This is a genomic window from Streptomyces sp. NPDC015242, assembly GCF_043079125.1.
Lineage (GTDB): Bacteria > Actinomycetota > Actinomycetes > Streptomycetales > Streptomycetaceae > Streptomyces.
In genome coordinates, this window is record NZ_JBIBUF010000006.1 from 451,153 (window position 1) to 471,675 (window position 20,523).

The 20,523-nt window shown below is 74.2% G+C and carries 15 protein-coding genes and 1 pseudogene; 5 read left to right on the forward strand and 11 right to left on the reverse strand.

Annotated features, from left to right (window positions below):
* Positions 1 to 122 precede the first annotated feature (122 nt).
* On the forward strand, positions 123 to 488 hold the full coding sequence (locus tag ACF07N_RS22565) for a metalloregulator ArsR/SmtB family transcription factor (protein WP_311680884.1): 366 nt from the start codon (positions 123 to 125) through the stop codon (positions 486 to 488).
* 24 nt (positions 489 to 512) lie between these two features.
* Here the strand turns inward: ACF07N_RS22565 and ACF07N_RS22570 are convergent, their stop codons facing one another.
* Entirely contained in the window at positions 513 to 4,421 is a 3,909-nt protein-coding gene (locus ACF07N_RS22570) for a glycoside hydrolase family 2 TIM barrel-domain containing protein (protein WP_392115670.1), read from the reverse strand.
* A gap of 401 nt (positions 4,422 to 4,822) precedes the next feature.
* On the opposite strand from ACF07N_RS22570, the gene ACF07N_RS22575 reads away from it, so the two are divergent.
* Positions 4,823 to 6,868 carry a SpoIIE family protein phosphatase gene (locus ACF07N_RS22575; RefSeq protein WP_392115673.1) on the forward strand — a complete coding sequence of 682 codons (2,046 nt, stop codon included), beginning with the start codon at positions 4,823 to 4,825 and terminating at the stop codon, positions 6,866 to 6,868.
* 37 nt (positions 6,869 to 6,905) lie between these two features.
* Here the strand turns inward: ACF07N_RS22575 and ACF07N_RS22580 are convergent, their stop codons facing one another.
* From ACF07N_RS22580 to ACF07N_RS22595, 4 genes are all read right to left on the reverse strand, one after another.
* Entirely contained in the window at positions 6,906 to 8,180 is a 1,275-nt protein-coding gene (locus tag ACF07N_RS22580) for a diacylglycerol/lipid kinase family protein (protein WP_392115676.1), read from the reverse strand.
* 53 nt (positions 8,181 to 8,233) lie between these two features.
* Positions 8,234 to 8,683, reverse strand: coding sequence for a hypothetical protein (locus tag ACF07N_RS22585; protein ID WP_392115679.1), 450 nt, complete (start codon positions 8,681 to 8,683; stop codon positions 8,234 to 8,236).
* A gap of 34 nt (positions 8,684 to 8,717) precedes the next feature.
* Positions 8,718 to 9,179, reverse strand: coding sequence for an SHOCT domain-containing protein (locus ACF07N_RS22590; protein ID WP_383321945.1), 462 nt, complete (start codon positions 9,177 to 9,179; stop codon positions 8,718 to 8,720).
* Positions 9,180 to 9,255: 76 nt separating this feature from the next.
* Positions 9,256 to 9,909: an HdeD family acid-resistance protein gene (locus ACF07N_RS22595; protein ID WP_392115682.1), complete on the reverse strand. Its 654-nt coding sequence runs from the start codon at positions 9,907 to 9,909 to the stop codon at positions 9,256 to 9,258.
* A gap of 197 nt (positions 9,910 to 10,106) precedes the next feature.
* Here ACF07N_RS22595 and ACF07N_RS22600 point away from each other — a divergent pair, with 197 nt between their 5' ends.
* Both ACF07N_RS22600 and ACF07N_RS22605 read left to right on the forward strand, forming a co-directional pair.
* Positions 10,107 to 10,739, forward strand: coding sequence for a potassium channel family protein (locus tag ACF07N_RS22600; protein WP_392115685.1), 633 nt, complete (start codon positions 10,107 to 10,109; stop codon positions 10,737 to 10,739).
* Positions 10,736 to 12,145 carry a DUF2252 domain-containing protein gene (locus ACF07N_RS22605; RefSeq protein WP_392115688.1) on the forward strand — a complete coding sequence of 470 codons (1,410 nt, stop codon included), beginning with the start codon at positions 10,736 to 10,738 and terminating at the stop codon, positions 12,143 to 12,145. Before ACF07N_RS22600 ends, ACF07N_RS22605 begins: the two co-directional genes overlap by 4 nt.
* Before the next feature lie 21 nt (positions 12,146 to 12,166).
* On the opposite strand, the gene ACF07N_RS22610 is transcribed toward ACF07N_RS22605, so the two are convergent.
* The 4 genes and pseudogenes from ACF07N_RS22610 to ACF07N_RS22625 form a co-directional block, all read right to left on the reverse strand.
* Positions 12,167 to 12,364: a hypothetical protein gene (locus ACF07N_RS22610; protein WP_383321957.1), complete on the reverse strand. Its 198-nt coding sequence runs from the start codon at positions 12,362 to 12,364 to the stop codon at positions 12,167 to 12,169.
* Positions 12,365 to 12,490: 126 nt separating this feature from the next.
* On the reverse strand, positions 12,491 to 13,000 hold the full coding sequence (locus ACF07N_RS22615) for a hypothetical protein (RefSeq protein WP_392115691.1): 510 nt from the start codon (positions 12,998 to 13,000) through the stop codon (positions 12,491 to 12,493).
* Positions 12,997 to 14,642: pseudogene (locus ACF07N_RS22620) on the reverse strand (MFS transporter). Before ACF07N_RS22620 ends, ACF07N_RS22615 begins: the two are co-directional and overlap by 4 nt.
* 64 nt (positions 14,643 to 14,706) lie before the next feature.
* Positions 14,707 to 17,379, reverse strand: a complete 2,673-nt coding sequence (locus ACF07N_RS22625; protein ID WP_392115694.1) for a LuxR C-terminal-related transcriptional regulator — start codon at positions 17,377 to 17,379, stop codon at positions 14,707 to 14,709.
* A 285-nt stretch (positions 17,380 to 17,664) separates the two neighbouring features.
* Between ACF07N_RS22625 and ACF07N_RS22630 the strand changes: the two genes are divergently transcribed.
* Entirely contained in the window at positions 17,665 to 18,498 is an 834-nt protein-coding gene (locus ACF07N_RS22630; protein WP_392115696.1) for a class II glutamine amidotransferase, read from the forward strand.
* Positions 18,499 to 18,517: 19 nt separating this feature from the next.
* Here ACF07N_RS22630 and ACF07N_RS22635 read toward each other — a convergent pair whose 3' ends face one another.
* Complete coding sequence (locus ACF07N_RS22635; protein ID WP_392115699.1) at positions 18,518 to 19,027, reverse strand: O-acetyl-ADP-ribose deacetylase; 510 nt, start codon at positions 19,025 to 19,027, stop codon at positions 18,518 to 18,520.
* Entirely contained in the window at positions 19,024 to 20,433 is a 1,410-nt protein-coding gene (locus ACF07N_RS22640; RefSeq protein ID WP_392115702.1) for a phytoene desaturase family protein, read from the reverse strand. Before ACF07N_RS22640 ends, ACF07N_RS22635 begins: the two co-directional genes overlap by 4 nt.
* Positions 20,434 to 20,523: the final 90 nt, after the last annotated feature.

Consider the following 20,523-nt stretch of genomic DNA (forward strand, 5'->3'; position numbering starts at 1 on the left):
CATCGGGCACGCGGCGGGCCGGGTCTGGCGAGAATCCGACAGGGACCTCGTGGCAGGGCACCGCCCAGCGGGACAGATGAAGATTCATTCATGTGTTCGTGCCCGCCCGGTACGATGGCGCCATGGGTCATGGAGCCGTCATCCCCGCGCAGGACGCCGCACAGCGCGTACGCCTCGACGCGGACAACGTCGCGAAGGTCGCCACCACCCTCCAGGCCCTGTCCACGCCCTCCCGGCTGCTGATCCTGGCGCGCCTGCGCGAGGGGCCGCTGCCCGCGACGGAGCTGGCGGCCGAGGTGGGCATGGAGCAGTCGGCCTGCTCGCACCAGCTGCGGCTGCTGCGCAATCTGGGCCTGGTGGTGGGCGAGCGGCAGGGCCGTTCGGTGGTGTACGCCCTCCACGACCACCATGTCGCCGAGCTGCTCGACCAGGCCGTCTACCACGTCGAGCACCTGCGGCTCGGGATCAGCGACGCCGCCGACGACTGAGGCGGCGCCGCTGTCCGCCCACCCCTAGTCGGTGGCGGTCGGCCGCCGCGAGGCGCGCATCGCCTCGCTCACCCGCGCCAGAGGGCGCAGCCGGTAGGTGTAGGCGTAGTCGCGGTCGGCGAACAGCTTGAACTCGTCGTGCGTGTGCGCGCCCCAGCTGTTGTCGCCGCCCACGCCCATCTGGCGGTGGTTGAGCCGCAGCACCACGGCGTCCCGAGGGGTCAGCTGGTAGTCGTGGCGGGCACCGGCCGACAGGTCCTCGGGGGTGAAGTGCGAGGCGTTGACCTCCAGCAGCGGTTCACCGCAGACGAGCAGCCCGCGCCCGGCGGCGTCGGTCAGGGCGGCCCAGCGGACGTCGGTCTTGTTGCCGTTCTCCTGGGGGCGCAGATAAGGCGTCCACTGTTCGGCGACCGTCCCGGAGTACAGGCCCACGTCGGTGGCGTTGTTGCGGTCCCACATGTTCTCCTCGGGGCCGCGGCCGTAGTAGTGCAGCCGGTCCAGGCGGCGCGGCAGGAACAGCAGGGTGCCGACCTCGGGGATGTAGGGCAGGCCCGCCGCGCCCGGGCGCAGGGTGTTGTCGACCTTGATCTCGCCGTTGCCGAAGACCGTGTACGTGGTGCTGAATGCGGAGGCCGTGGTGGTGGGCAGCGTGCCGGTGAAGGTGATCTCGACGGCCCGGTCGTCCAGGGGCCGCACCCGGACGTCGGCGACCGTGCGCCGCGCTCCCGCGTCGCGCCAGGTCTGGTTGCGGGTGTGGTGGCCGTTGCCCCGGTCGTTGTCGGTGGGGGCCCGCCAGAAGTTCGGGACGGGGCCGGAGGTGACGAGCTTCTCGCCGCCCGCCTCGAAGGAGGCGAGCGTGCCGGTCGACTTGTCGACCGTGACCGCGAAGTCCCTGCCCCTGACCGTGACGGTCTTCTCCCCGTCGGTGTGGCGCAGGGCGGGCACGCTGCGCAGCGGGGCGGGTTTCACAGCGGGGCTGCCCGCGTCGAGGGGGAGCTGCTGCTTGGCCACCTCGAAACCGGCCTTCGCCCAGGGCGTGCTCTCCCTGGTGGTGAAGGAGAGGTGCAGGAAGAACTCGGTGCCGGGCGCGGGCGCGCTCGGCAGCCGCACCGGCAGCTCGATGTCCTTGCGGCCCGACGGTGCGACGTCCAGTTGCTCGCGGGTCAGCCGGCCGCGCTGGACGACCTCGCCGTCCGCGATCAGGGACCACCGTCCGTCGAACTCCCGCAGGTGTGTGAAGAGGTACTCGTTGACGAGGGTGACGGCGCCGGGGCCGCCCCGGGCGCGGGTGACGTTGATCGCCTGGTAGATCTGCTTGACCTCGGCGGACTTGCCGGTGAGGGTCCGGTCGGGCAGGACGATGCCGTCGCCGGCGAAGGCGCCGTCGTTGGGGTTGTCGCCCCAGTCGCCGCCGTACGCCCAGAAGGTCTTCGCGCGCGGGCGCCGCTCGGTGAGGCCGGCGGTGGCGGCGTCGAACCAGAAGCGCACGCCCTCGTCGTCCGGGCCGCGGCCGCCGGAGGCGAGCTCAGCGGCGTCCAGGGCACGGGCGTAGACGCGAGCCCGGCGGACGGTGCCGCTGAACTCGCGGGTGGGGTTGTCGACGTCGGTGGCGAGCGAGAGCGGTGCCGTGTTGACGCCGGGGCGCCGGGTGGTGGTGCGGGTGCCGCGCACCTGGCCGTCGACGTGCAGGGTGAGCGTGCCCGCCTCGGCGTCGAAGACGCCCGCGACGTGGTGCTCCTCGCCGGTCCAGTCGTCGGGCAGGGCCCAGCTCACGGTGACCCACTGGCCGCCGCCGTGGATGAAGAACTCCAGCGTCCGCTCGGTCTGCTTGAGGGCGTACTGGGTGTCGCCCTTGGCGAGGACGGGCTGGTGCCCGCCGGTGACGTGCGGGGTGAACCAGGCCTCCAGGGTGAGGGAGCCGGTGAGGTCCAGGCGGGGGTCGCGCGGGAAGACGGTGCCGCCCGAGACGCCCGTGGACCGGTCGAAGGTGCCGGCCGGTGCCATGATCTCGCCGCGCAGCGCGCCCGGACCCGACTCGGTGAGCAGCGTGCGCGCCGGGGTGGGCCAGCGCAGGGCCTGGTCGGCGAAGTCCCAGATCCAGCCGCCCTGGAGGACCTCGTAGCGGCGGACGACGTCCCAGTACTTCTTGAAGTTGCCGTTGGAGTTGCCCATGCCGTGGGAGTACTCGATCATCACGTACGGCCGGGTGTCGCTCGTGTCCCTGGCGCGCTGCTCGACCCGCTGCGGGCTGTCGTACATCTCGGAGCGGATGTCGCTGATGCCCGGGCGGTCGTCGCCCTCGTACTGGATGACACGGGTGGGGTCGTAGGAGCGGATCCAGTCGTGCATGGCGTTGAAGGTGGTGCCGCCGCCCGCCTCGTTGCCCAGGGACCAGATGACCACCGAGGCGTGGTTCTTGTCGCGGTGGACCATGTTCTGCGCGCGCACCACGCACGCCTCGGTCCACTCGGGGTGCCCGCTGCCGGGGTAGGTGTCGCGGATGCCGTGGGTTTCGAGGTTGGTCTCGTCGACCAGGTAGAGGCCGTACTCGTCGGCGAGGTCGAGCCACAGCGGGCTGTTGGGGTAGTGCGAGGTGCGGACGCTGTTGATGTTGAGCCGCTTGATGATCGTGATGTCCTCGACCATCTGCGCGCGGGTCAGCGCCGAGCCGGTGACGGGGTGCATCTCGTGCCGGTTGGTGCCGCGGAAGGAGACGGGCCGGCCGTTGATGCGCATCAGGCCGTCCTTCAGCGCGAACTCGCGGAGGCCGACCCGGTGCGAGAGGGTCTCGATCACCCTGCCGGACGGGTCCCGCAGGCGCAGCACGGCCGTGTAGAGGTACGGATGCTCCGCCGACCAGAGCTTCGGGGACGGGACGGCCCGGGACGCCTCGGCGATGGCCTCCTCGCCGTCGGGGACGTCGACGGCCCGGCTCAGGGGCCGGGACCACACGGCGTGGCCGCGCGCGTCGTACAGCTGGGTCTCGACCGTGTAGCGGCCGCCGCCCTCGCCGCCGTAGTCGCGCACGTGCGCGGTGACGTCGAGCCCGGCGGAGGTGTGGTCGTCGCCGAGCGGGGTGGTCAGCCTGAAGTCCCGCAGGTGCACGTTGGGCGTGGAGTAGAGGTGGACCGAGCGGAAGATGCCGCTCAGCCGGATCATGTCCTGGTCCTCCAGCCACTCCGCGTCGGAGTAGCGGTACACCTCGACGGCGATCTGGTTGGTGCCCGGCCTGAGGTGGCGGGTGATGTCGTACTCGGCGGAGGTGTAGGAGTCCTCGTGGTAGCCCACGAGCTCGCCGTTGATCCACACGTAGTGGGCCGACTTGACGCCCTCGAAGTGCAGGAAGGTGCGCCGGCCCCGCCAGTCGCGCGGGACGGTGAAGGTGCGGCGGTACTGGCCGACGGGGTTGTAGCGGGTGGGCGCGGCGGGCGGCTGGGCGTTCTCGCCGCCGCCGTTGGGGCCCCACCAGGGGTAGGTGATGTTGACGTAGATCGGGAAGTCGTAGCCGTGCAGCTGCCAGGCGGAGGGGACGGGGATGGTGTCCCAGCCTGAGTCGTCGACGTCGGTGCGGTGGAAGTCGGGGTCCCGGTCGTCGGGGCGGTCCGCGTAGGCGAACTTCCAGGTGCCGTCGAGGCTCATCCGGTACGGCGAGCGTGCGCGGTCGGCGGCCAGGGCCTGGGTGAGGTTCGCGTACGGCATGAGCGTGGTGTGCGGCGGCTCGGTGCCCACGCGGTACACCGACAGGCCGTCGTTCCACTCCGGCGGGCCGTCCGCCGCCGGACGCCGGCCGGCCGCGTGCGCCGGGGCGGGCGTCGCGGACAGCGCCAGCGCGCCGAGCACGGCGGCTCCTCCCTCCAGCAGACGGCGACGGCTGACGACCGGCCGTCCGGAAGGGGTGGGCCGGTCGGCGGGAGACGGGTGGGGGTGCGGCATACCGTGGCCTTCCTCGGTTCGACAGGGTGGTGCTGCACGGACTGAGGGCACGTCAGACGGGGTCCCCAACTGCCCGCCCGGAGTGGGCGTTTCTGTTGGGACTCGGGGCAACTGACGGTGACGGAGCAACTGCCGAGCAGGCACACCCTAGGACCCGAACACAACCGAAGCAATGACCGCGTCGGACTTTGTGCGGTCCTGGGGATTCCCCGCTGTGGGCCCTGACCGCTCGTCCGAGGAGACCTCGGCGTGGCGACCTGTCGCTCCTTCGCCGCGCACGACGGCGGTTTTTTGCCATTTCGGCGCGACAGTGCCGCCGCGACGACCGTACTGTGACCTCATCGGACGGCCTGTAACGGATCTCGGCGGTACCCCTTGCCGCGCCGGAAGGAGCGGCTCGCATGAGCGGCTATGCGACCTCGGACCCGGACGCCGACGCGGGCACGCCCGGCGGGCTGCTCGACCTGCTGAAGGTCGCCGCCGTCGTCCTCGACGCGTCCGGGCACATCGCCCTGTGGAGTCCCGAGATCGAGCAGCTGCTCGGCTGGACCGCCGAGGAGGCCCTGCGCCGGCGCGCCGACACCCTGCTGGTGGCGCCCGCGGACCGGCCCCGGGGCAGGGAACTGTTCGCGCAGGTCGCCGCGGGAGAGCGCTGGGCCGGTGTCTTCCCGCTGCGCCATCGCGACGGCACGGCACGCGCCGTGGAGTTCCGCACCATGCGGCTCCTCGACTCCGAGGGGCAGCCCCACCTGCTGGGGCTCGCCACGGACGCGACGACCGTACGGAAGGTCGAACGGGACCTCGCCCTCTCGCACAGTCTCGTCAACCAGACCCCGCTCGGCATCGCCGTCTTCGACAACGAACTGCGCTGGGTGGGGATCAACCCCGCGCTGGAGCGGATCAACGGCGTGCCCGAGGAGGCCGTGCTCGGCCGCCGCATCGGCGAGGTGCTGCCCGGTCTGGACGTGGCCGCCATCGAGGCCCGGATGCGGCACGTGCTGCGGACCGGCCGCCCGCTCCTGGACCAGCAGACCGTCGGCCGGACGGCCGGGGACACGGAGGACCGGGCGTACTCGGAGTCGTACCACCGCATCGAGGACATCGACGGGCGGGTCCTGGGCCTCGCCATGGCCGTACTGGACGTCACGGAGCGGCAGCAGGCGGCGGCGGAGGTCGCGCAGGCGCGCCAGCACCTGTCGGTGATCGCCGAGGCGGGTGTGCGGATCGGCACGACCCTGGATCTGCGGCAGACCGCGCGGGAACTCGCCGACGTGGTCGTGCCGCAGCTCGCGGACCTGGCCGCCGTGGACGTACTGGAGTCGGTCGTCGCCCACGGCACCATCGTGCCCGTGGCGGGAGGCGCCCCCGCCGAGTTCCGGGCGCTGGCCGTGGCGGCCGGCTACCCCACCGACGCCATCCACGCCGCCGACCCGGTGGGCGAGGTGGCCACCTACGGCTCGTCCCGGGTCATCACGCGGTGCGTGCGCAGCGCCCGCCCGGTCCTGGTCGAGCACGTGGACTCCCGGATGCTGCGGCGCCTCGCCCGGGACGCGCGGGCCGCGCAGGCCCTGCACGAGGCCGGAGCCCACACCTACCTGGCGCTGCCGCTGCTGGCCCGGGGCAAGGTCCTCGGCACGCTCTCGCTGTACCGCACCGTCAACGAGCGCCCCTTCGACGCCCGGGACCAGCTGCTCGCCTCCGAGCTGGCCGCCCGTGCCGCGATCTGCATCGACAACGCCCGCCTCTACGGACGCGAGCGCGGCACCGCGCTGACCCTCCAGCGCAGTCTCCTTCCGGCCGCGCCCGCCGAGCAGGAAGGACTCGACATCGCTGCCCGTTACCGCCCGGCCCTCAGCGAGGTCGGCGGTGACTGGTACGACGTGCTGCGGCTCGGGCCGGGCCGCACCGGGCTGGTGGTCGGGGACGTGATGGGCAAGGGCGTCCAGGCCGCGGCGATCATGGGGCAGCTGAGCACGGCGACCCGGGCGCTGGCCCGGCTCGATCTGCCGCCCGCCCAGTTGCTGCGGCACCTGGACGACATCGCGGGCTCGCTGGGCGACGCGATCGCCACGTGCGTGTACGCCGTGTGCGACCTGGGGCGGGGCGTCTGCGAGCTGTCCAGCGCCGGTCACCTGCCGCCCGTGCTCGCCGGGCCGGACGGCGGGGCCCGCCTCGTCGAGGTGCCCGGCGGTGTGCCGCTCGGGGTGGGCGGCGTGGAGTTCGGCACGGTGGAGGTGGAGCTCGCCCCGGGCTCGCTGCTCGCGCTGTACACCGACGGGCTGGTGGAGACGCGCGGCGAGCCGATCGACACCGGCCTGGACACGCTGACCCGGCTCCTGGGCAGCGCGGCGCCGAACCTCCAGCGCACCGGCGACCACCTGCTCGGCGCGCTGCGCCCGGAGCCGGACGACGACGTGGCGTTGCTGCTGGTGCGACGGCACGCCTGAGAAACCCCGGCCCCTCGGACGACCTGGCGTCGCTGCGTCAGCCCGCTGCGCGCCGTGCGGCCGCCCCGCCGAAGGCGATCCGCGCGACCTGCGGCCAGTCCGCCACCGGTCTGCTCACCGGCACCCCCGGCCGGTGGCGCGGCACCCGCACGCGGAGTGCGCCGGGTTCGGCGCGGACCACCACGGGAACCGGCAGCACCACGTGTTCGCCGTCGATGCCCACCGGGACGGTGTCCGTGTCCGCCTCGACCACCACCTCGCGCGCCGTGAGGCGCAGCAGGCCACGGGAGCGGGGGCCCCGGGCCATCCCGGCCGCCTGTGCGGCGTTCTCCACCCGTACGCCCAGGACGCCGAGCCGGCCGGAGTCCAGCCGCTCCCGGCGGCCCGGGTGGACCGAGTCGACGGCGCGCCGGTAGGGGTTGTTGCTCACGAGCAGCGCCTGGAGGCCCTCGGCGCGGGTGCCGTCGGCCCGCATCCGCAGCCTCGGCGCGTCCGGGCCGCTCAGCAGGCCGGGCAGGGTGCGCAGGGTCGTGTGCACCTTGTCGTCGCGGTAGGCGGGGGACGCGACGACGGACGCGTACGTGCCGAAGGAGGCGTTGTTGACGAAGACCCGACCGGCGGCGAAGCCGAGGTCCACGTCCAGGTCGGCACCGTCGGCCAGGGCGTCCAGGGCCGCGGCCGGGTCCTCGCGGTCGAGTCCGAGGTCGAGGGCGAAGTGGTTGCGGGTGCCGGCCGGGATCACCAGGAAGGGCAGGCGGTGCCGTGCCGCGACCTCCGCCACCAGGGCCTGCGTGCCGTCTCCGCCGGCCACGCCCAGCAGGTCCGCGCCGTCGGACACGGCCTGCCGGGCGAGTGCGGACACGTCCTGGTGCCCGGAGCCGAGCAGCACGACCCGGGCGCCTGCGGCCCGTGCCCTGTCGTCCAGGTGGAACCGCCCCACCTTGCCACCGCCGGAGCGGGGGTTCATGAGGATCCAGGGGTGGCGTGCCGCCTCGGCGCGGTGCTCCCTCGCGACCGGGCCCGCACCGGGGGTGAGGGCGATCCGGGCGGCGGCGACGGCGGCGCCCCACAGCGCGAGGGAGGCCAGCGCCGGGCCCAGCATCCCGGCGGTGGCGTACAGCGCCAGGACGGTGCACGGCGCCGCCACGGACAGCAGGAGCCCGGCGACCCGGGCGGGGCCGGTGCGGGACAGCGCCCACCACACCCCGGCGGCTGCGAGCGCCAGCCCGGCCAGGCCGAGCGGGAGCCACAGCAGGCTGCGCAGGCCGGCCGCGGCCAGCGCGACGGCCGCGCTCGCCAGGAGAGCGAGCACGGCCAGCCGGGCCCATCCCGCCGCGCCCGGGCGGAAGGAGCCCGCGGTGTGCCTCAGGGACTGCCCGGCGGCCGTTCGAAGGGCTCCCAGGCGTCGTCCTTGCGCACGGTGCACAGGGCCCAGACGACGACCGCCGACATCGCGATCATCACGACCGACCAGACCGGGTAGTACGGCAGGGACAGGAAGTTGGCGATGATCACGAGCCCGGCGATGGCCACGCCGGCGACGCGCGCCCACGTCGACGCCTGGAACAGCCCGGCGCTGACGATCACGGCGGCCACCCCGAGGAACAGGTGGATCCAGCCCCAGCCGGTGAGGTCGAACTCGAAGACGTAGTTGCGGGTGTTGACGAAGACGTCGTCCTCGGCGATCGCCGCGATGCCGCGCAGGATGTCCATGATCCCGGCGAGCATCAGCATCACGGCGGCGAAAGCCGTCAGGCCGACGGCCCATTCGCGTTTGGCCCTCGACGGCGCGTGCGTGGGGTGTGTGGCGGTCATCCTGCTGCCTCGTTCCTTGCTGGGTCCGGCGCCCTCAGCGACCGGAGGGGGAGGTGGCGGAGGCCCGGGAGTCCGAGGCGGCCGTGCCGCTCAGCACCAGGTCCTTCGCCCTGCGGAACTCCTCGTCCGTGATGTCACCGCGGGCACGGATCTCGGACAGGCGGGAGAGTTCGTCGACGCTGCTCGACCCACCGCGGGCGGCCTGCCGTACGTAGTCGTCGAAGGCCTCCTGCTGGCGGCGCGCCTGGGACGCTTCCCGGCGGCCCATGTCCTTGCCCCGGGCGATGACGTAGACGAACACGCCGACGAACGGCAGGACGATGCAGAACACCAGCCAGCCGGCCTTGCCCCAGCCGCTCATCGTGTCGTCCCGGAAGATGTCGAAGACGATCCGGAAGAGCAGGACGAACCACATGATCCACAGGAAGAAGACCAGCATCGTCCAGAAGGCGCTCAGCAGCGGAAAGTCGTACGCCAGGTAGGTCTGCGCGCTCATGTCGTCCTCCGTCCCGGGCGCAGCCCGGCAGCCGCTCGGTGTCCCTTCAGGCTGTCCGGTGCCGCGGGGGCCCGCCTCACCCGGGACGGGCGAACATGTCAGCGGCGGCGCCCCTGCGCAGTGCGGCCCGCCAGGCCAGGGCCAGTCCCGCCTCGGCCAGGCCGAGCAGGACGAGCCAGAGGCCGAGCAGCCGGGTCAGCGCCCGGGCGGACTCGGCGGGCAGGGCCAGCACGACGACACCCGCGACGACGGCCAGGACGGCGGCGCCGAGGACGAAGCCGCGGTGCGGCAGGTCGCGGGCGGCCAGGGCGGTGTGGAGGGTGAGCAGGCCGGACACCAGCCAGACCAGCCCGACGATGAGGGACAGTGCGGTGATGGTCTGCAGGGGGTCGCGCAGGCACAGCACCCCGGCCAGGACGGAGAGCACGGCCAGCAGGAGGCCGGGCAGGCGGTGGCCCGCTTCCGGCCGGGCGAACGTCTCGACGAACCGGAACGCCCCGGCGGCCAGCAGGTACAGGCCGATCAGGACGGCGACGACGTGCAGGGTCGCCTCCGGCCAGACCAGGAGCAGGATGCCCGGCACGAGGGTGGCGACCGCCGAGGCGAGGATCCAGGTCCAGGAGCGGCCGACCGCGGCCAGGAGGTCCGCGGGGTCCGCCGCGCGGGCGGGCCCGGGGCCGTCGGGCCCGTGCTCCCCCGCGTCGGGGCTGCGTCCTGGCGACGTGGTCATGGCTCCTCCTCCTGCCGCTCCCCCGGGGGGCCAGCGTGACGCGCGCCGCCGGGCGAGGGGATCACCCCCGGCGGGTGATCCGTCCGCGCCGCCGCCGCGGTGAGGCTGGGACCGCAGGCCGGGTGCCGGGCACGGTGGCTGCCCGGGTCGGCACAGGCGCCGCCCGGGTGCCGGACGGCAGAGCGGGAGACCACGCGATGAAGGATCGAGCGACCGCCCGGGCCGGTGCCCCCGGGCCCTCGCGCGCAGGGGAGCCGCAGGACCGGGAACCGCAGGACCGGGAACCGCTCAGGCGGCGTGCCTCGGCCCTCGCTCTCGCCCGGGCGCTCCTGACAGCGGCCGGGCTCCTGACCGTCTACTACCTGCTGCCCCTCGACGGACGTCTGACGAGCGGCGCCTCGGCCGTCCTCGTCTGCGGGCTGCTGCTCGTGGTGGTGGTCTTCTGGTGGGAGGTGCGGGCCATCGTGGACTCGCCCTGGCCGCGGCTGAAGGCCGTGGAGGCCCTGGCCACGACGCTGGCGCTGTTCCTGCTGCTCTTCGCGACCGCCTACTTCCTGCTGGAGCACACCACGCCGGGCTCGTTCAGCGAGCCGCTGACCAAGACGGACTCCCTGTACTTCACGCTCACCACGTTCACGACCGTCGGCTACGGCGACATCGCGGCCCGCTCCCAGACCGGCCGGGTCCTCGCGATGGTCCAGATGTTCGGCGGGCTGCTGCTGGTGGGCGTGGCCGCGAAGATCCTCGCGGGCGCGGTGCAGGCCGGCCTGCGCCGGCAGGGCCGGGAGCCGGCGGACGACTTCCCTCGCGGCCGGAGGGCCGAACGATGACCATGACGGGCACCCGCACGTCCTTCCTGTCCCCCGCCGAGCGCGCCGCCGGGGGACGCAACGCGCGGCGGCGCTCGCCTCGGTCCTCCCACGGCCGGCTGGACGTGGGGCCCGGGCGGTTCGACCCGGTGGAGGTGGTGGAACGGCAGTCGGCCACCCGGGTACCGGAGCTGGTGCCGATCCGCTACGGCCGCATGCTCGAATCGCCGTTCCGCTTCTACCGGGGCGCCGCCGCGATCATGGCGGCGGACCTCGGGTCGGCCCCCGACACCGGGCTGCGGGTGCAGCTGTGCGGGGACGCCCATCTGCTCAACTTCCGGCTGCTGGCCTCCCCGGAGCGCCATCTGGTCTTCGACATCAACGACTTCGACGAGACCCTGGCCGGCCCCTTCGAGTGGGACGTCAAGCGCCTCGCGGCCAGTGTCGCGATCGCCGGGCGGGCGAACGGCTTCGGCACCGCGGAGCAGGACGACGCGGTCGCCGCCTGCGTACGCGCCTACCGGCGGCGGATGCGGGAGTTCGCCGGCATGCGCGTGCTGGACATCTGGTACGCGCAGGACGACGCCGACCGCATGCGCGAGCTGCTGGCCGCCTCGATGACGAAGGAGGCCAGGCGCCGCACCGCCGAGGCGACGGCGAAGGCCCGGACGCGCACGCACCTGCAGGCCCTGGCCAAGCTCACGGCCGTCACGGGCGAGGGCCGGCGGATCGCGCCGGACCCGCCGCTGATCACCCCGCTGCGCGACCTGGCCGCCGGCTCCTCGGCGCGGGAGCAGGAGAAGGAGCTGCGCGCCGTCCTGGAGGGCTACGCCCGCACCCTGTCGTCCGAGCGGCGGCACCTGCTGCGCCACTACCGGCTGGTCGACGTCGCCCGCAAGGTCGTGGGCGTGGGCAGTGTCGGCACCCGCTGCTGGATCGCGCTGCTGCTCGGCCGGGACGACGACGACCCGCTGCTGCTCCAGGCCAAGGAGGCTCAGGAGTCGGTGCTGGCCGCCCACACCGAGGGCGGCCGCTACGACAACGAGGGGCGCCGCGTCGTGGCGGGGCAGCGGCTGATCCAGACCACCAGCGACATCCTGCTCGGCTGGACGCACGCCGTGGGCCTCGACGGCCGCGAGCGGGACTTCTACGTGCGGCAGTTGCGGGACTGGAAGGGCATCGCCCGGCCGGAGACCATGGACCCGGGGCTGCTCCGGCTGTTCGCGCGGCTGTGCGGGGCGAGTCTGGCGCGGGCCCACGCCCGCTCGGGCGACCCTGTCGCCATCGCCGCCTATCTGGGGAGCGGCGACCGCTTCGACCGCGCCCTCACCGCTTTCGCGCAGGCCTACGCCGACCGCAACGAACGGGACTTCGAGGCGCTCGCCGCCGCCGCCCGCTCCGGCCGGATCCGTACGGCTGCCCTGTGACCGCCCGGCCGGGCTCCCGGCTCACTCCGGGAGCCGGCGCATCTCGACGACCCTGAGCCCCAGCGACTGGCAGCGGCTCAGCAACCCGTACAGGTGGGCCTCGTCGACGACGGGCCCGAACAGGACGGTCTGCCCGGCCATCACCACGTGGTCCAGCTCCGGGAAGACCTTGGCCAGCGTCGGGGACAGCTGCCCCTCGACGCGGATCTCGTAGCGCATGGGCTGCCCTTCCCCGGACGGAGTGGGGTGTGCGGTGCGCGCCCTCCTCCCGCCATGCTCCGCCCCGCGGCCCCGGCCGCCCTCACCCGGGACAGGTGAACCCCGAGGGCCCGGTCGGCGGCGGTGTCAGTGCTTCAGGACGATCTTGAGCACGATGATCAGCAGCCCCAGCAGCAGGTTGACCGCGGCGGACAGGGCCATCTGCCCCCGGGAGGCGCCCGCGCGCACCGCCGCGGCGAGCGACCAGCCCACCTGCCCGGCCACGGCCACGGCGAGCGCCAGCCACAGGGTGCCCGGCACGTCCAGGCCCAGCAGCGGGCTGACGGCCACGGCGGCCGCGGGCGGGACGGCGGCCTTGAGGATGGGCCACTCCTCGCGGCAGACGCGCAGCACGGTCCGGCGGTCGACGCTCTCCTGCGCCAGGCGCGCCCCGAACAGCTGGGCGTGCACGTGCGCGAGCCAGAACACCGCCCCGGTGAGCACGAGCAGCAGTACCAGCTCCAGCCGGGGCAGCTCGCCCAGCGTGCCGGCGCCTACCACCACGGAGGCGGCGAGCATGGAGCCGTAGACGCCGCCGCTGTAGTCGGCGTGGGCCCGGCGCCCGGTCTTGCGGGCGTGGCGGGCGGTGTCGGTCATGGTGTGCTCCCTGCTCCGGCGCCGCGGCGCCGCGTTCCGGCCGGGGAGCCGTCGTCCCCCTCCGCCGGGCGGCTCTGCCGGCCCGCCGGCAGGTGCGGCGTGGCCAGGAAGCCGACGAGGGTGATGCCGCCGGTGGCGAGGACGGCCGCCTTCAGTCCGTCGAGCTGGGCCGAGGCGTATGACTCCGTGAGGGCTTCCGCTTCGGCCGGAGGCAGCCCGGCCCGCTCGGCCGCCGAGCGGACCTGCTCCGTGGAGACGAAGCTGACGCCGGACTCCAGGGCGATGCCGGTCTGTCCGCGGGCCTCGTCCGAAAGCCGGGGGTCGTTCTCGATCTGGGCGGTGAAGGCGTGTACGAGGGCCCCGATGAGCGGCGATCCGATGAGGGCGGTGCCCAGCGCCGAGCCCAGGTTCTGCGCGGTGAACTGCAGTCCACCCGCCTCGCTGCGCTCCTCCTCCCCCACGGCGGACTGGACGACGTTGCCCAGCTGGGAGGCGAGCAGGCCCATGCCGATGCCCAGCAGGGCCATGGCCCCGGCGAACTGGGCGTCGTCGATGGCGGGGTCGATGGTGGCGAGCAGCCACACGATCGCGCCCGCCAGCGTCAGCAGGGCCAGCCGCACCACGCGCCGGGGCCCCGCCCGCCGCCCGAGCGGTGCGGCGAGCAGGGACGCCAGCAGCATGGTGACGGACACCGGCAACAGGCGCAGCCCCGTCTGGAAGGCGTCGAAGCCCTGCACCACCTGCAGGTACAGGGGGATGGTGAAGAACAGGCCGAGCAGGATGAGGTTCTGGCTCAGGAGCATGGTCAGACCGGACCGCAGGACGGGCCGGTGCAGCAGTTCCAGGTCCACCAGGGCGTCGCCGCCGTGCGCGGCCCGCCGCCGCTCCCAGCGGGCGAAGCCGGCCAGGACGAGCACGCCGGCGCCGACGAGGAAGAGGGTCGGGGCGAAGCCCAGCACGGTGAAGGGCGGGTCGCGCGGCTGCACCCAGCCCCAGCTGGTGCTCTGCAGCACGCCCAGCACGCCCAGTCCCAGCCCGGCGGCCGAGAGCGCGGCGCCCGTGCCGTCCAGCCGCGGGGGCCGTTCGGCCGGGGGCGTGCGCGGGATCGCCCGGTGCAGGCAGAGCACGGCCAGGACGACGACGACCTCACCGGCGAACACCAGCCGCCAGGTGAGGTAGGTCGTCATCCATCCGCCGAGCAGCGGGCCACGGCGATGCCCGCGCCGGCCAGGCCGCCGATCACGCCGTAGGCGACGGCCCGGTCCCGGCCGCGGTAGGACTCGGCGACGAGGGCCGCCATGGACGGCAGGACCAGCGCGGCGCCCAGCCCCTCGATGACGGACCAGCCCAGCGCCAGCACCCACAGGGTGGGGGCCACAGCGGTCAGCGCCGATCCGGTGCCGTAGACGGCGAGTCCGAGCAGGAACACGCGCCGCCGCCCCAGGATGTCCCCGAACCGGCCGCCGATCATCATGAAAGCGGCCATGACCAGCGCGTACAGGGTGATCACGGCTTGGATGGCCGTGACCTCGGTGTCGAAGTCCTCGACCAGCCGGCTGATGGACACGTTCATCACGGACGTGTCCAGCACCATCAGGAACTGGGCGGTTCCGAGGACGAGCAGGGCGCGCCAATGGCTCACGCCTCCATCTCAGCGGGGAAATCCCCGGCGTGCCTCACCCCTCGCGGGGGAATCGGCAGCGGCCTCACAGCAGCCGCACCTCGCGGGCCCGGCGGACCGCCTCGGCCCGGCGGCTCACCCCGAGCTTGCGGTAGATGCTCTTCAGGTGGGTCTTCACGGTGTTCACCGACACGTTCAGGTCGGCGGCGATCTCCTCCGTCGACAGCATTTCGGCCAGGCGGTGCAGCACGTCCCGTTCCCGTGCGCTCAGCTCCTCGACGACCAGGTCCGCCGGCCGTCCCGGCGGGGCGGGCGCCGCGGCGGTGTGCCAGTCCGGGCCGGGCACGAGCCAGCCGCCGGCCAGTTCCCGCAGCCGGCCGGTGTGCAGCAGCGGGTGGATCCAGGGACCGGCCTCCAGGAACGGGCGGCGCAGCCGGTCGCGCCGGCTGTCCAGCAGGGCGCGGGCGACGAGACGGGCGGCGGTGGCCGGGTCGCCGGACTCGTGTGCCGCCTGGGCGCGGACCAGCGTGGCCCGGACCGTCACCGCCGGGCCGGGCCTGCCGTCCTCGGGCAGGTGGCCGATCAGGCCGAGCGCCTCGTCCGTCCGGCCCGCCGCGAGCCGGGCCCGGGCCGCCTCGATCGCGCACGCGGTGCGGTGGCGCGCCAACCGTTCCACGGCTTCTCCGGCCAGTTCCGGATGTCCCCGGGCCAGGTGGGCGGCCGAGGCGAGCAGGGCGCTGTGCTCCTGCGCCCAGGGTGAGGCCACGTCCGCGGTGACGGGTTCGCCGGCCGCCGCCAGCGCGGCCCGGGCGTCGCCTCGGGCCAGCAGCAGCCGGCCCCGGATCACGGCCCGGCCCGCCCGCTCCACCGGGTCCTCGGCGCAGGGGTGGGAGCCGTCCTCGCCGGCGAGGAGCGCCTGCGCCTCGTCGAGTTCGTCACGGTCCAGCCGGACGGCGGCCAGGACCAGGGGCACGAGGCCGTCACCGGGCCGCCGGGGCAGGCTGTGGCGCTCCGCCTGGCCGGCCGCGGCCAGGGCCTTCTGCTCCGCGCGGCCGGGCCAGCCGAGCAGGTAGTCGATCAGCGCCAGGTGGCCCAGGGCCTCCCAGCGGGGCAGCGCCGTCACCGCTCCGCCGGGCTGGGAGACGACCGCTGCCAGGGCGGACCGGGCGTCCTCGAACCGCCCGGCCCACAGACGGGCGGAGCCCAGGTGGGTGAGGAGCAGGGCGGTGAGTTCCGGGTGCTCGTCGAGGAGCTCCGCCGGGATCTCCTCCCGCAGCAGCCGGGCCTGCTCGGCGGCGTGCTCGGCCTGTTCGGGGGAGCCGGTCAGCCGGGCCGCGAGCGCGTCCAGCAGGGCGAGGCCGAGCCGTGCCGGGGCGGGTTCGCCGTCGTCCCGGGCCAGTTCCTCCCCGGCCCGGCGCAAGTGGGGCAGCCCGTGGGCGAGGTCGCGCCGGCCCAGCTCGCGGGCGGCACGCACGAGGTCGGGCGCCGGGCCTCTCACCTCGGGACCCATGTCCGCGAACACGGTGGTGAGGTCCTCGGAGCGCAGGCCGGTGAAGAGCCGGCCGATCGCGAGGTCGTCGACGACGGTACGGGCGGTGAAGTCCCAGTCGTCCGCCGCGGCGCCCTGGACGAGGGCCTCCCGCAGGGCTCCCGAACGCCGCAGCCAGCGGGCGGCCCGGCCGCGCAGCTCCGGCTCCAGGCCGGGCCGGCGCTCGCGCAGATGGGCGCGGAGTATCTCGGCGAACAGCGGGTGCAGGGTGTACCAGGCGTGTCCGAGGTAGTGGACGAAGGCGTTCTCGCGGTGCAGCGCGGCGAGGACGGCCTCGGCGTCGGTGCGCTGCGTCAGCGCGTTCACCAGGTCGGGGCAGAAACGTTCCAGGACGCTGATGCGCAGCAGCAGGTCCTGGGTGTCCGGCTCCTGCCGGTCGAGCACCTCGGCCAGGAGGAAGTCGGCCACGGTGCTGCGGCCCGCCTCGAACTGCTTGATGTACGTGCCGGGATGGTCGTCCTGCCGGGCGGCCAGTGCGCAGAGCCGCAGGCCGGCGGCCCACCCCCGCGTGCGCTCGACCAGGGCCCGGGCCGCGCTCAGGGGCAGGTGCAGGCCGTGGCGGGTGAGCAGTTCCTGCGCCTCGTCGGTGGTGAAGGCCAGCTCGGCGTTGCGGATCTCCGTCATCTCGCCGGCCGCGCGGTAGCGGTGCAGCGGCAGCAGGGGTTCCGTGCGCGTGACGAAGACCAGGTGCAGTCCGTGTCCGGCGTGCCGCAGGACGAACTGGAGCTGCCGCGCGATCTCGCCCGAGGTCACGCGGTCGAACTCGTCGAGGACGACGACGGTGGTCCTCCCGTGGCGCTCCAGGGCGGCGGCGAGGCGGGTCAGCGTGCGCGGGTCGACGCGGCTCGCCTCCGCCGGACAGCCGACGTCGGCGTGCCCCGGCACTCCGGCGGCCCGCAGCGCCTCCAGCAGATAGGCCCAGAACACCCCGGGGGTCCGGTCGGCGCTGTCGGCGGTGAGCCAGACGACGGGCTGGCGCAGGCCGGCCGCCCAGTCGGCGACCAGCAGGGTCTTGCCCGCGCCGGCCGAGCCGTTGACCAGGGTCAGCGGCGTCCGGAGGGCTTCGTCGAGGTGGCGCACCAGCCGGGCACGGCGCAGGAAGGTCGAGGGCCGCTCCGGCAGGGCGAAGCGGGTGCGCAGCAGGGGGTCGCCCGTGGGACCGACGCCCTCGGGCGCCGGTTCCGCGCCGTCTTCCTCTGTCACCGCCATGGGCTCACCGTCGATTGCCGTCCGCCGGGTGACGATCGCTCCGCCCAGCATCGCAGCGTTCCGGGAGAGCCGCACGCGCGGGACCACGGGCCGGTCCGCCGGTCTGCCGCGAGCAGTGCCCCCCGGGCGCACAACCACCCGCCGCGGGCGATGCGCGGCTCCCGCCGGAGAGGTTGCCTGAGGAGCCTCGCGCCACGGCCGCGCGGCGCGGGAGACCTGTCCGCAGCCACCGCTCACAGGACCGCCCGGCACCGCCGGGGCGGCCCGCAGACAAGGGGTGTGACCATGTGCCGCTGGCTCGCCTACTCGGGCACCCCCGTGCTCCTCGACGACGTCCTCTACCGTCCGCAGCACTCGCTGATCGACCAGAGCCTGCACGCGCGGATGGGGGTGGAGACCACCAACGGCGACGGGTTCGGCGTCGGCTGGTACGCCTGGCACCTGCGCACCCCGGCCGTCGTCCGGGACACCGGCCCGGCGTGGAGCAACCGCAACCTGCGCGAGATCGCCGATCACGTTCGCTCGCCGCTGTTCTTCGCCCATGTGCGGGCCTCCACCGGGACGGCCGTGCAGCAGACCAACTGCCATCCCTTCCGGCACGAGCGCTGGATGTGGATGCACAACGGGGCGATCACCGGGTTCTCCGCGATGCGCCGGGACCTCATGCTGGCGGTGGACCCGGAGCTGTTCCCCTCGCTGGAGGGCACGACCGACTCCGAAGTGATGTTCCACGTGGCGCTCAGCTTCGGCCTGGACAGCGATCCGCCGGGCGCGGTGGCGCGGATGGCGGGCCTGGTCGAGCGGCTCGGGCACGAGCACGGGGTGGCGGAGCCGCTGCAGATGACCATCGCGGTGACCGACGGCGAGCGCGTGTGGTTCTTCCGTTACTCCAGCGGCGGGCATTCCCGGTCGCTGTACTTCAGCAGCCGGGTCGAGGACGTGCGCGCCCTCCACCCGGACCTCGCGTTCCTCAAGCACATCTCCGACGAGACCCGCCTGGTGGTGTCCGAGCCGCTGGGCGATCTTCCCGGTGTGTGGAACGCGGTGCCGGAGAGCAGTTACGGCGTGGTCCAGCCCGGCCGGGACCTGCTGCGGCACTTCGAGCCGGAGCCCGTCTGAGTCCGCCCCGGACGGTGTCTCAGCGCAGCCGGGCCGCGAACACCTCGTACGCCTCCTGGCCGAAGAGCACGAACCTGACCCGTTCGACCGCCGTGTCCGCCGCCCGGACCGTCTCGACGGCGATGCGGGCGCCGTCCTCCATGGGCCAGCCGTAGACGCCGGTGGAGACGGCGGGGAACGCGACCGTGCGGGCGCCGAGTTCGTCGGCGACGCGCAGTGACTCGCGGTAGCAGGAGGCGAGGAGGTGGGAGCGGTCCTCGGTGGTGCTGTACACGGGGCCGACGGTGTGGATGACCCAGCGGGCGTCGAGGTCGCCGGCGGTGGTCGCGACCGCCCGGCCGGTGGGCAGGCCCTTGCCGTACCGGGAGGCGCGCAGTCTGCGGCAGTCCTCCAGGATCGCCGGGCCGCCGCGCCGGTGGATCGCGCCGTCGACCCCTCCCCCGCCCAGCAGCGAGGAGTTGGCCGCGTTGACGATCGCGTCGGCGCTCTCGCGGGTGATGTCGCCCTGGACCGCTTCGATGGTGGTCACGTCTGCCTCAGTCGCTTCCAGACGGCCTTCGCCGCGTTGTGTCCGGACATCCCGTGCACGCCCGGCCCCGGCGGGGTCGCCGAGGAGCAGATGAAGACCGCCGGGTGGGGCGTGTGGTACGGGAACAGGGTGAGCTTCGGGCGCAGCAGGAGCTGGAGGCCGGAGGCCGCGCCGGTGGCGATGTCACCGCCGACGTAGTTGGCGTTGCGGGCGGCGAGTTCGGGCGGGCCGGCCGTGGCCCGGGCCAGGACACGGTCCCGGAACCCCGGCGCGAAACGCTCCAGTTGGCGTTCCACGGCGTCGGTGAGGTCGCCGGTCCAGCCGTGCGGGACGTGCCCGTAGGCCCAGAAGACGTGCTTGCCCTCGGGGGCGCGGGTCGGGTCGACGACGCTCGGCTGCGTCGTGATGAGGAACGGCCTCTCGGGCGCCCTGCCCTCGCGGGAGGCCGCGCGCAGGGCCGCGCCGATCTCCGCGCTGTCCGCGCCGATCTGCACCGTGCCGGCGACCCGGGCCTCCTTCGCGGTCCACGGCACGGGCCCGTCCAGCGCGTAGTCGATCTTGAACACGCCCGGTCCGTAGCGGTAGCCGGCGTAGTGGCTGCCGAAGCCGGCGATGCGGGCCAGGGCGGTGGGCGAGGTGTCGAAGACGTAGGCCCGGGCGGGCGGGAGGTCGTCGAGGCGCTTGACCTCGTAGTCGGTGTGGACGCCGCCGCCGAGGTCGCGCAGGTGGGCGGCGAGGGCGTCGGAGAGCGCCTGGGAGCCGCCGCGGGCGAGCGGCCAGCCGCGGGCGTGCGCGGCGAGCGCGAAGACCAGGCCGACGGCGCCGGTGGCGAACCCGCCGAGCGGAGCCATGACATGGGCGACGAGCCCGGCGAACAGCGCCCTGGCCGGTTCGTCGCGGAAGCGCCGCATGAGCAGGGTCGACGGGGGCAGGCCGGCGAGCCCGAAGCGGGCCAGGGTCACCGGGTCGCGGGGCAGGGCCGTGAGCGGCAGGGACATGAAGTCCCGCACGAGCGTGTCCCACTTGGGCAGGAAGGGCTCGACGAGCCTGCGGTAGGCCCCGGCGTCGCGCGGACCGAAGGAGGCGGCCGTCTCGCCGACCGACCGGGCCAGCACGGCCGCCGTGCCGTCGGTGAAGGGGTGGGCCATGGGCAGCTCGGCGTGCAGCCACTCCAGGCCGTACCGCTCCAGTGGCAGGGCGCGCAACGCCGGGGAGTTGACGGCGAGGGGGTGGGCCGCGGCGCACGGGTCGTGCCGGAAGCCGGGCAGGGTGAGCTCCTCGGTGCGCGCTCCGCCGCCCACGGTGCCCTTCGCTTCGAAGACGGCGACGGAGAAGCCGCGGCGCGCCAGCTCCACGGCCGCGGTCAGTCCGTTCGGCCCCGCACCCACCACGACGGCATCGAGCATCGACGGCACCTTCTGACCCCCTCGTCAGCCGACGGCCACTGGGGGATCAGGATATGCCCGGGGACGGACAGTCACCGGCCGCGGGGCACA

What these genes read in the sequence shown, in the direction of transcription:
- ACF07N_RS22565 (WP_311680884.1), top strand. Translation starts at nt 123, where the DNA reads ATGGGTCATGGAGCCGTCATCCCCGCGCAGGACGCCGCACAGCGCGTA.
- ACF07N_RS22570 (WP_392115670.1), bottom strand. Translation starts at nt 4,421, where the DNA reads ATGCCGCACCCCCACCCGTCTCCCGCCGACCGGCCCACCCCTTCCGGA.
- ACF07N_RS22575 (WP_392115673.1), top strand. Translation starts at nt 4,823, where the DNA reads ATGAGCGGCTATGCGACCTCGGACCCGGACGCCGACGCGGGCACGCCC.
- ACF07N_RS22585 (WP_392115679.1), bottom strand. Translation starts at nt 8,683, where the DNA reads ATGACCGCCACACACCCCACGCACGCGCCGTCGAGGGCCAAACGCGAA.
- ACF07N_RS22590 (WP_383321945.1), bottom strand. Translation starts at nt 9,179, where the DNA reads ATGAGCGCGCAGACCTACCTGGCGTACGACTTTCCGCTGCTGAGCGCC.
- ACF07N_RS22595 (WP_392115682.1), bottom strand. Translation starts at nt 9,909, where the DNA reads ATGACCACGTCGCCAGGACGCAGCCCCGACGCGGGGGAGCACGGGCCC.
- ACF07N_RS22600 (WP_392115685.1), top strand. Translation starts at nt 10,107, where the DNA reads ATGAAGGATCGAGCGACCGCCCGGGCCGGTGCCCCCGGGCCCTCGCGC.
- ACF07N_RS22605 (WP_392115688.1), top strand. Translation starts at nt 10,736, where the DNA reads ATGACCATGACGGGCACCCGCACGTCCTTCCTGTCCCCCGCCGAGCGC.
- ACF07N_RS22610 (WP_383321957.1), bottom strand. Translation starts at nt 12,364, where the DNA reads ATGCGCTACGAGATCCGCGTCGAGGGGCAGCTGTCCCCGACGCTGGCC.
- ACF07N_RS22615 (WP_392115691.1), bottom strand. Translation starts at nt 13,000, where the DNA reads ATGACCGACACCGCCCGCCACGCCCGCAAGACCGGGCGCCGGGCCCAC.
- ACF07N_RS22625 (WP_392115694.1), bottom strand. Translation starts at nt 17,379, where the DNA reads ATGGCGGTGACAGAGGAAGACGGCGCGGAACCGGCGCCCGAGGGCGTC.
- ACF07N_RS22630 (WP_392115696.1), top strand. Translation starts at nt 17,665, where the DNA reads ATGTGCCGCTGGCTCGCCTACTCGGGCACCCCCGTGCTCCTCGACGAC.
- ACF07N_RS22640 (WP_392115702.1), bottom strand. Translation starts at nt 20,433, where the DNA reads ATGCTCGATGCCGTCGTGGTGGGTGCGGGGCCGAACGGACTGACCGCG.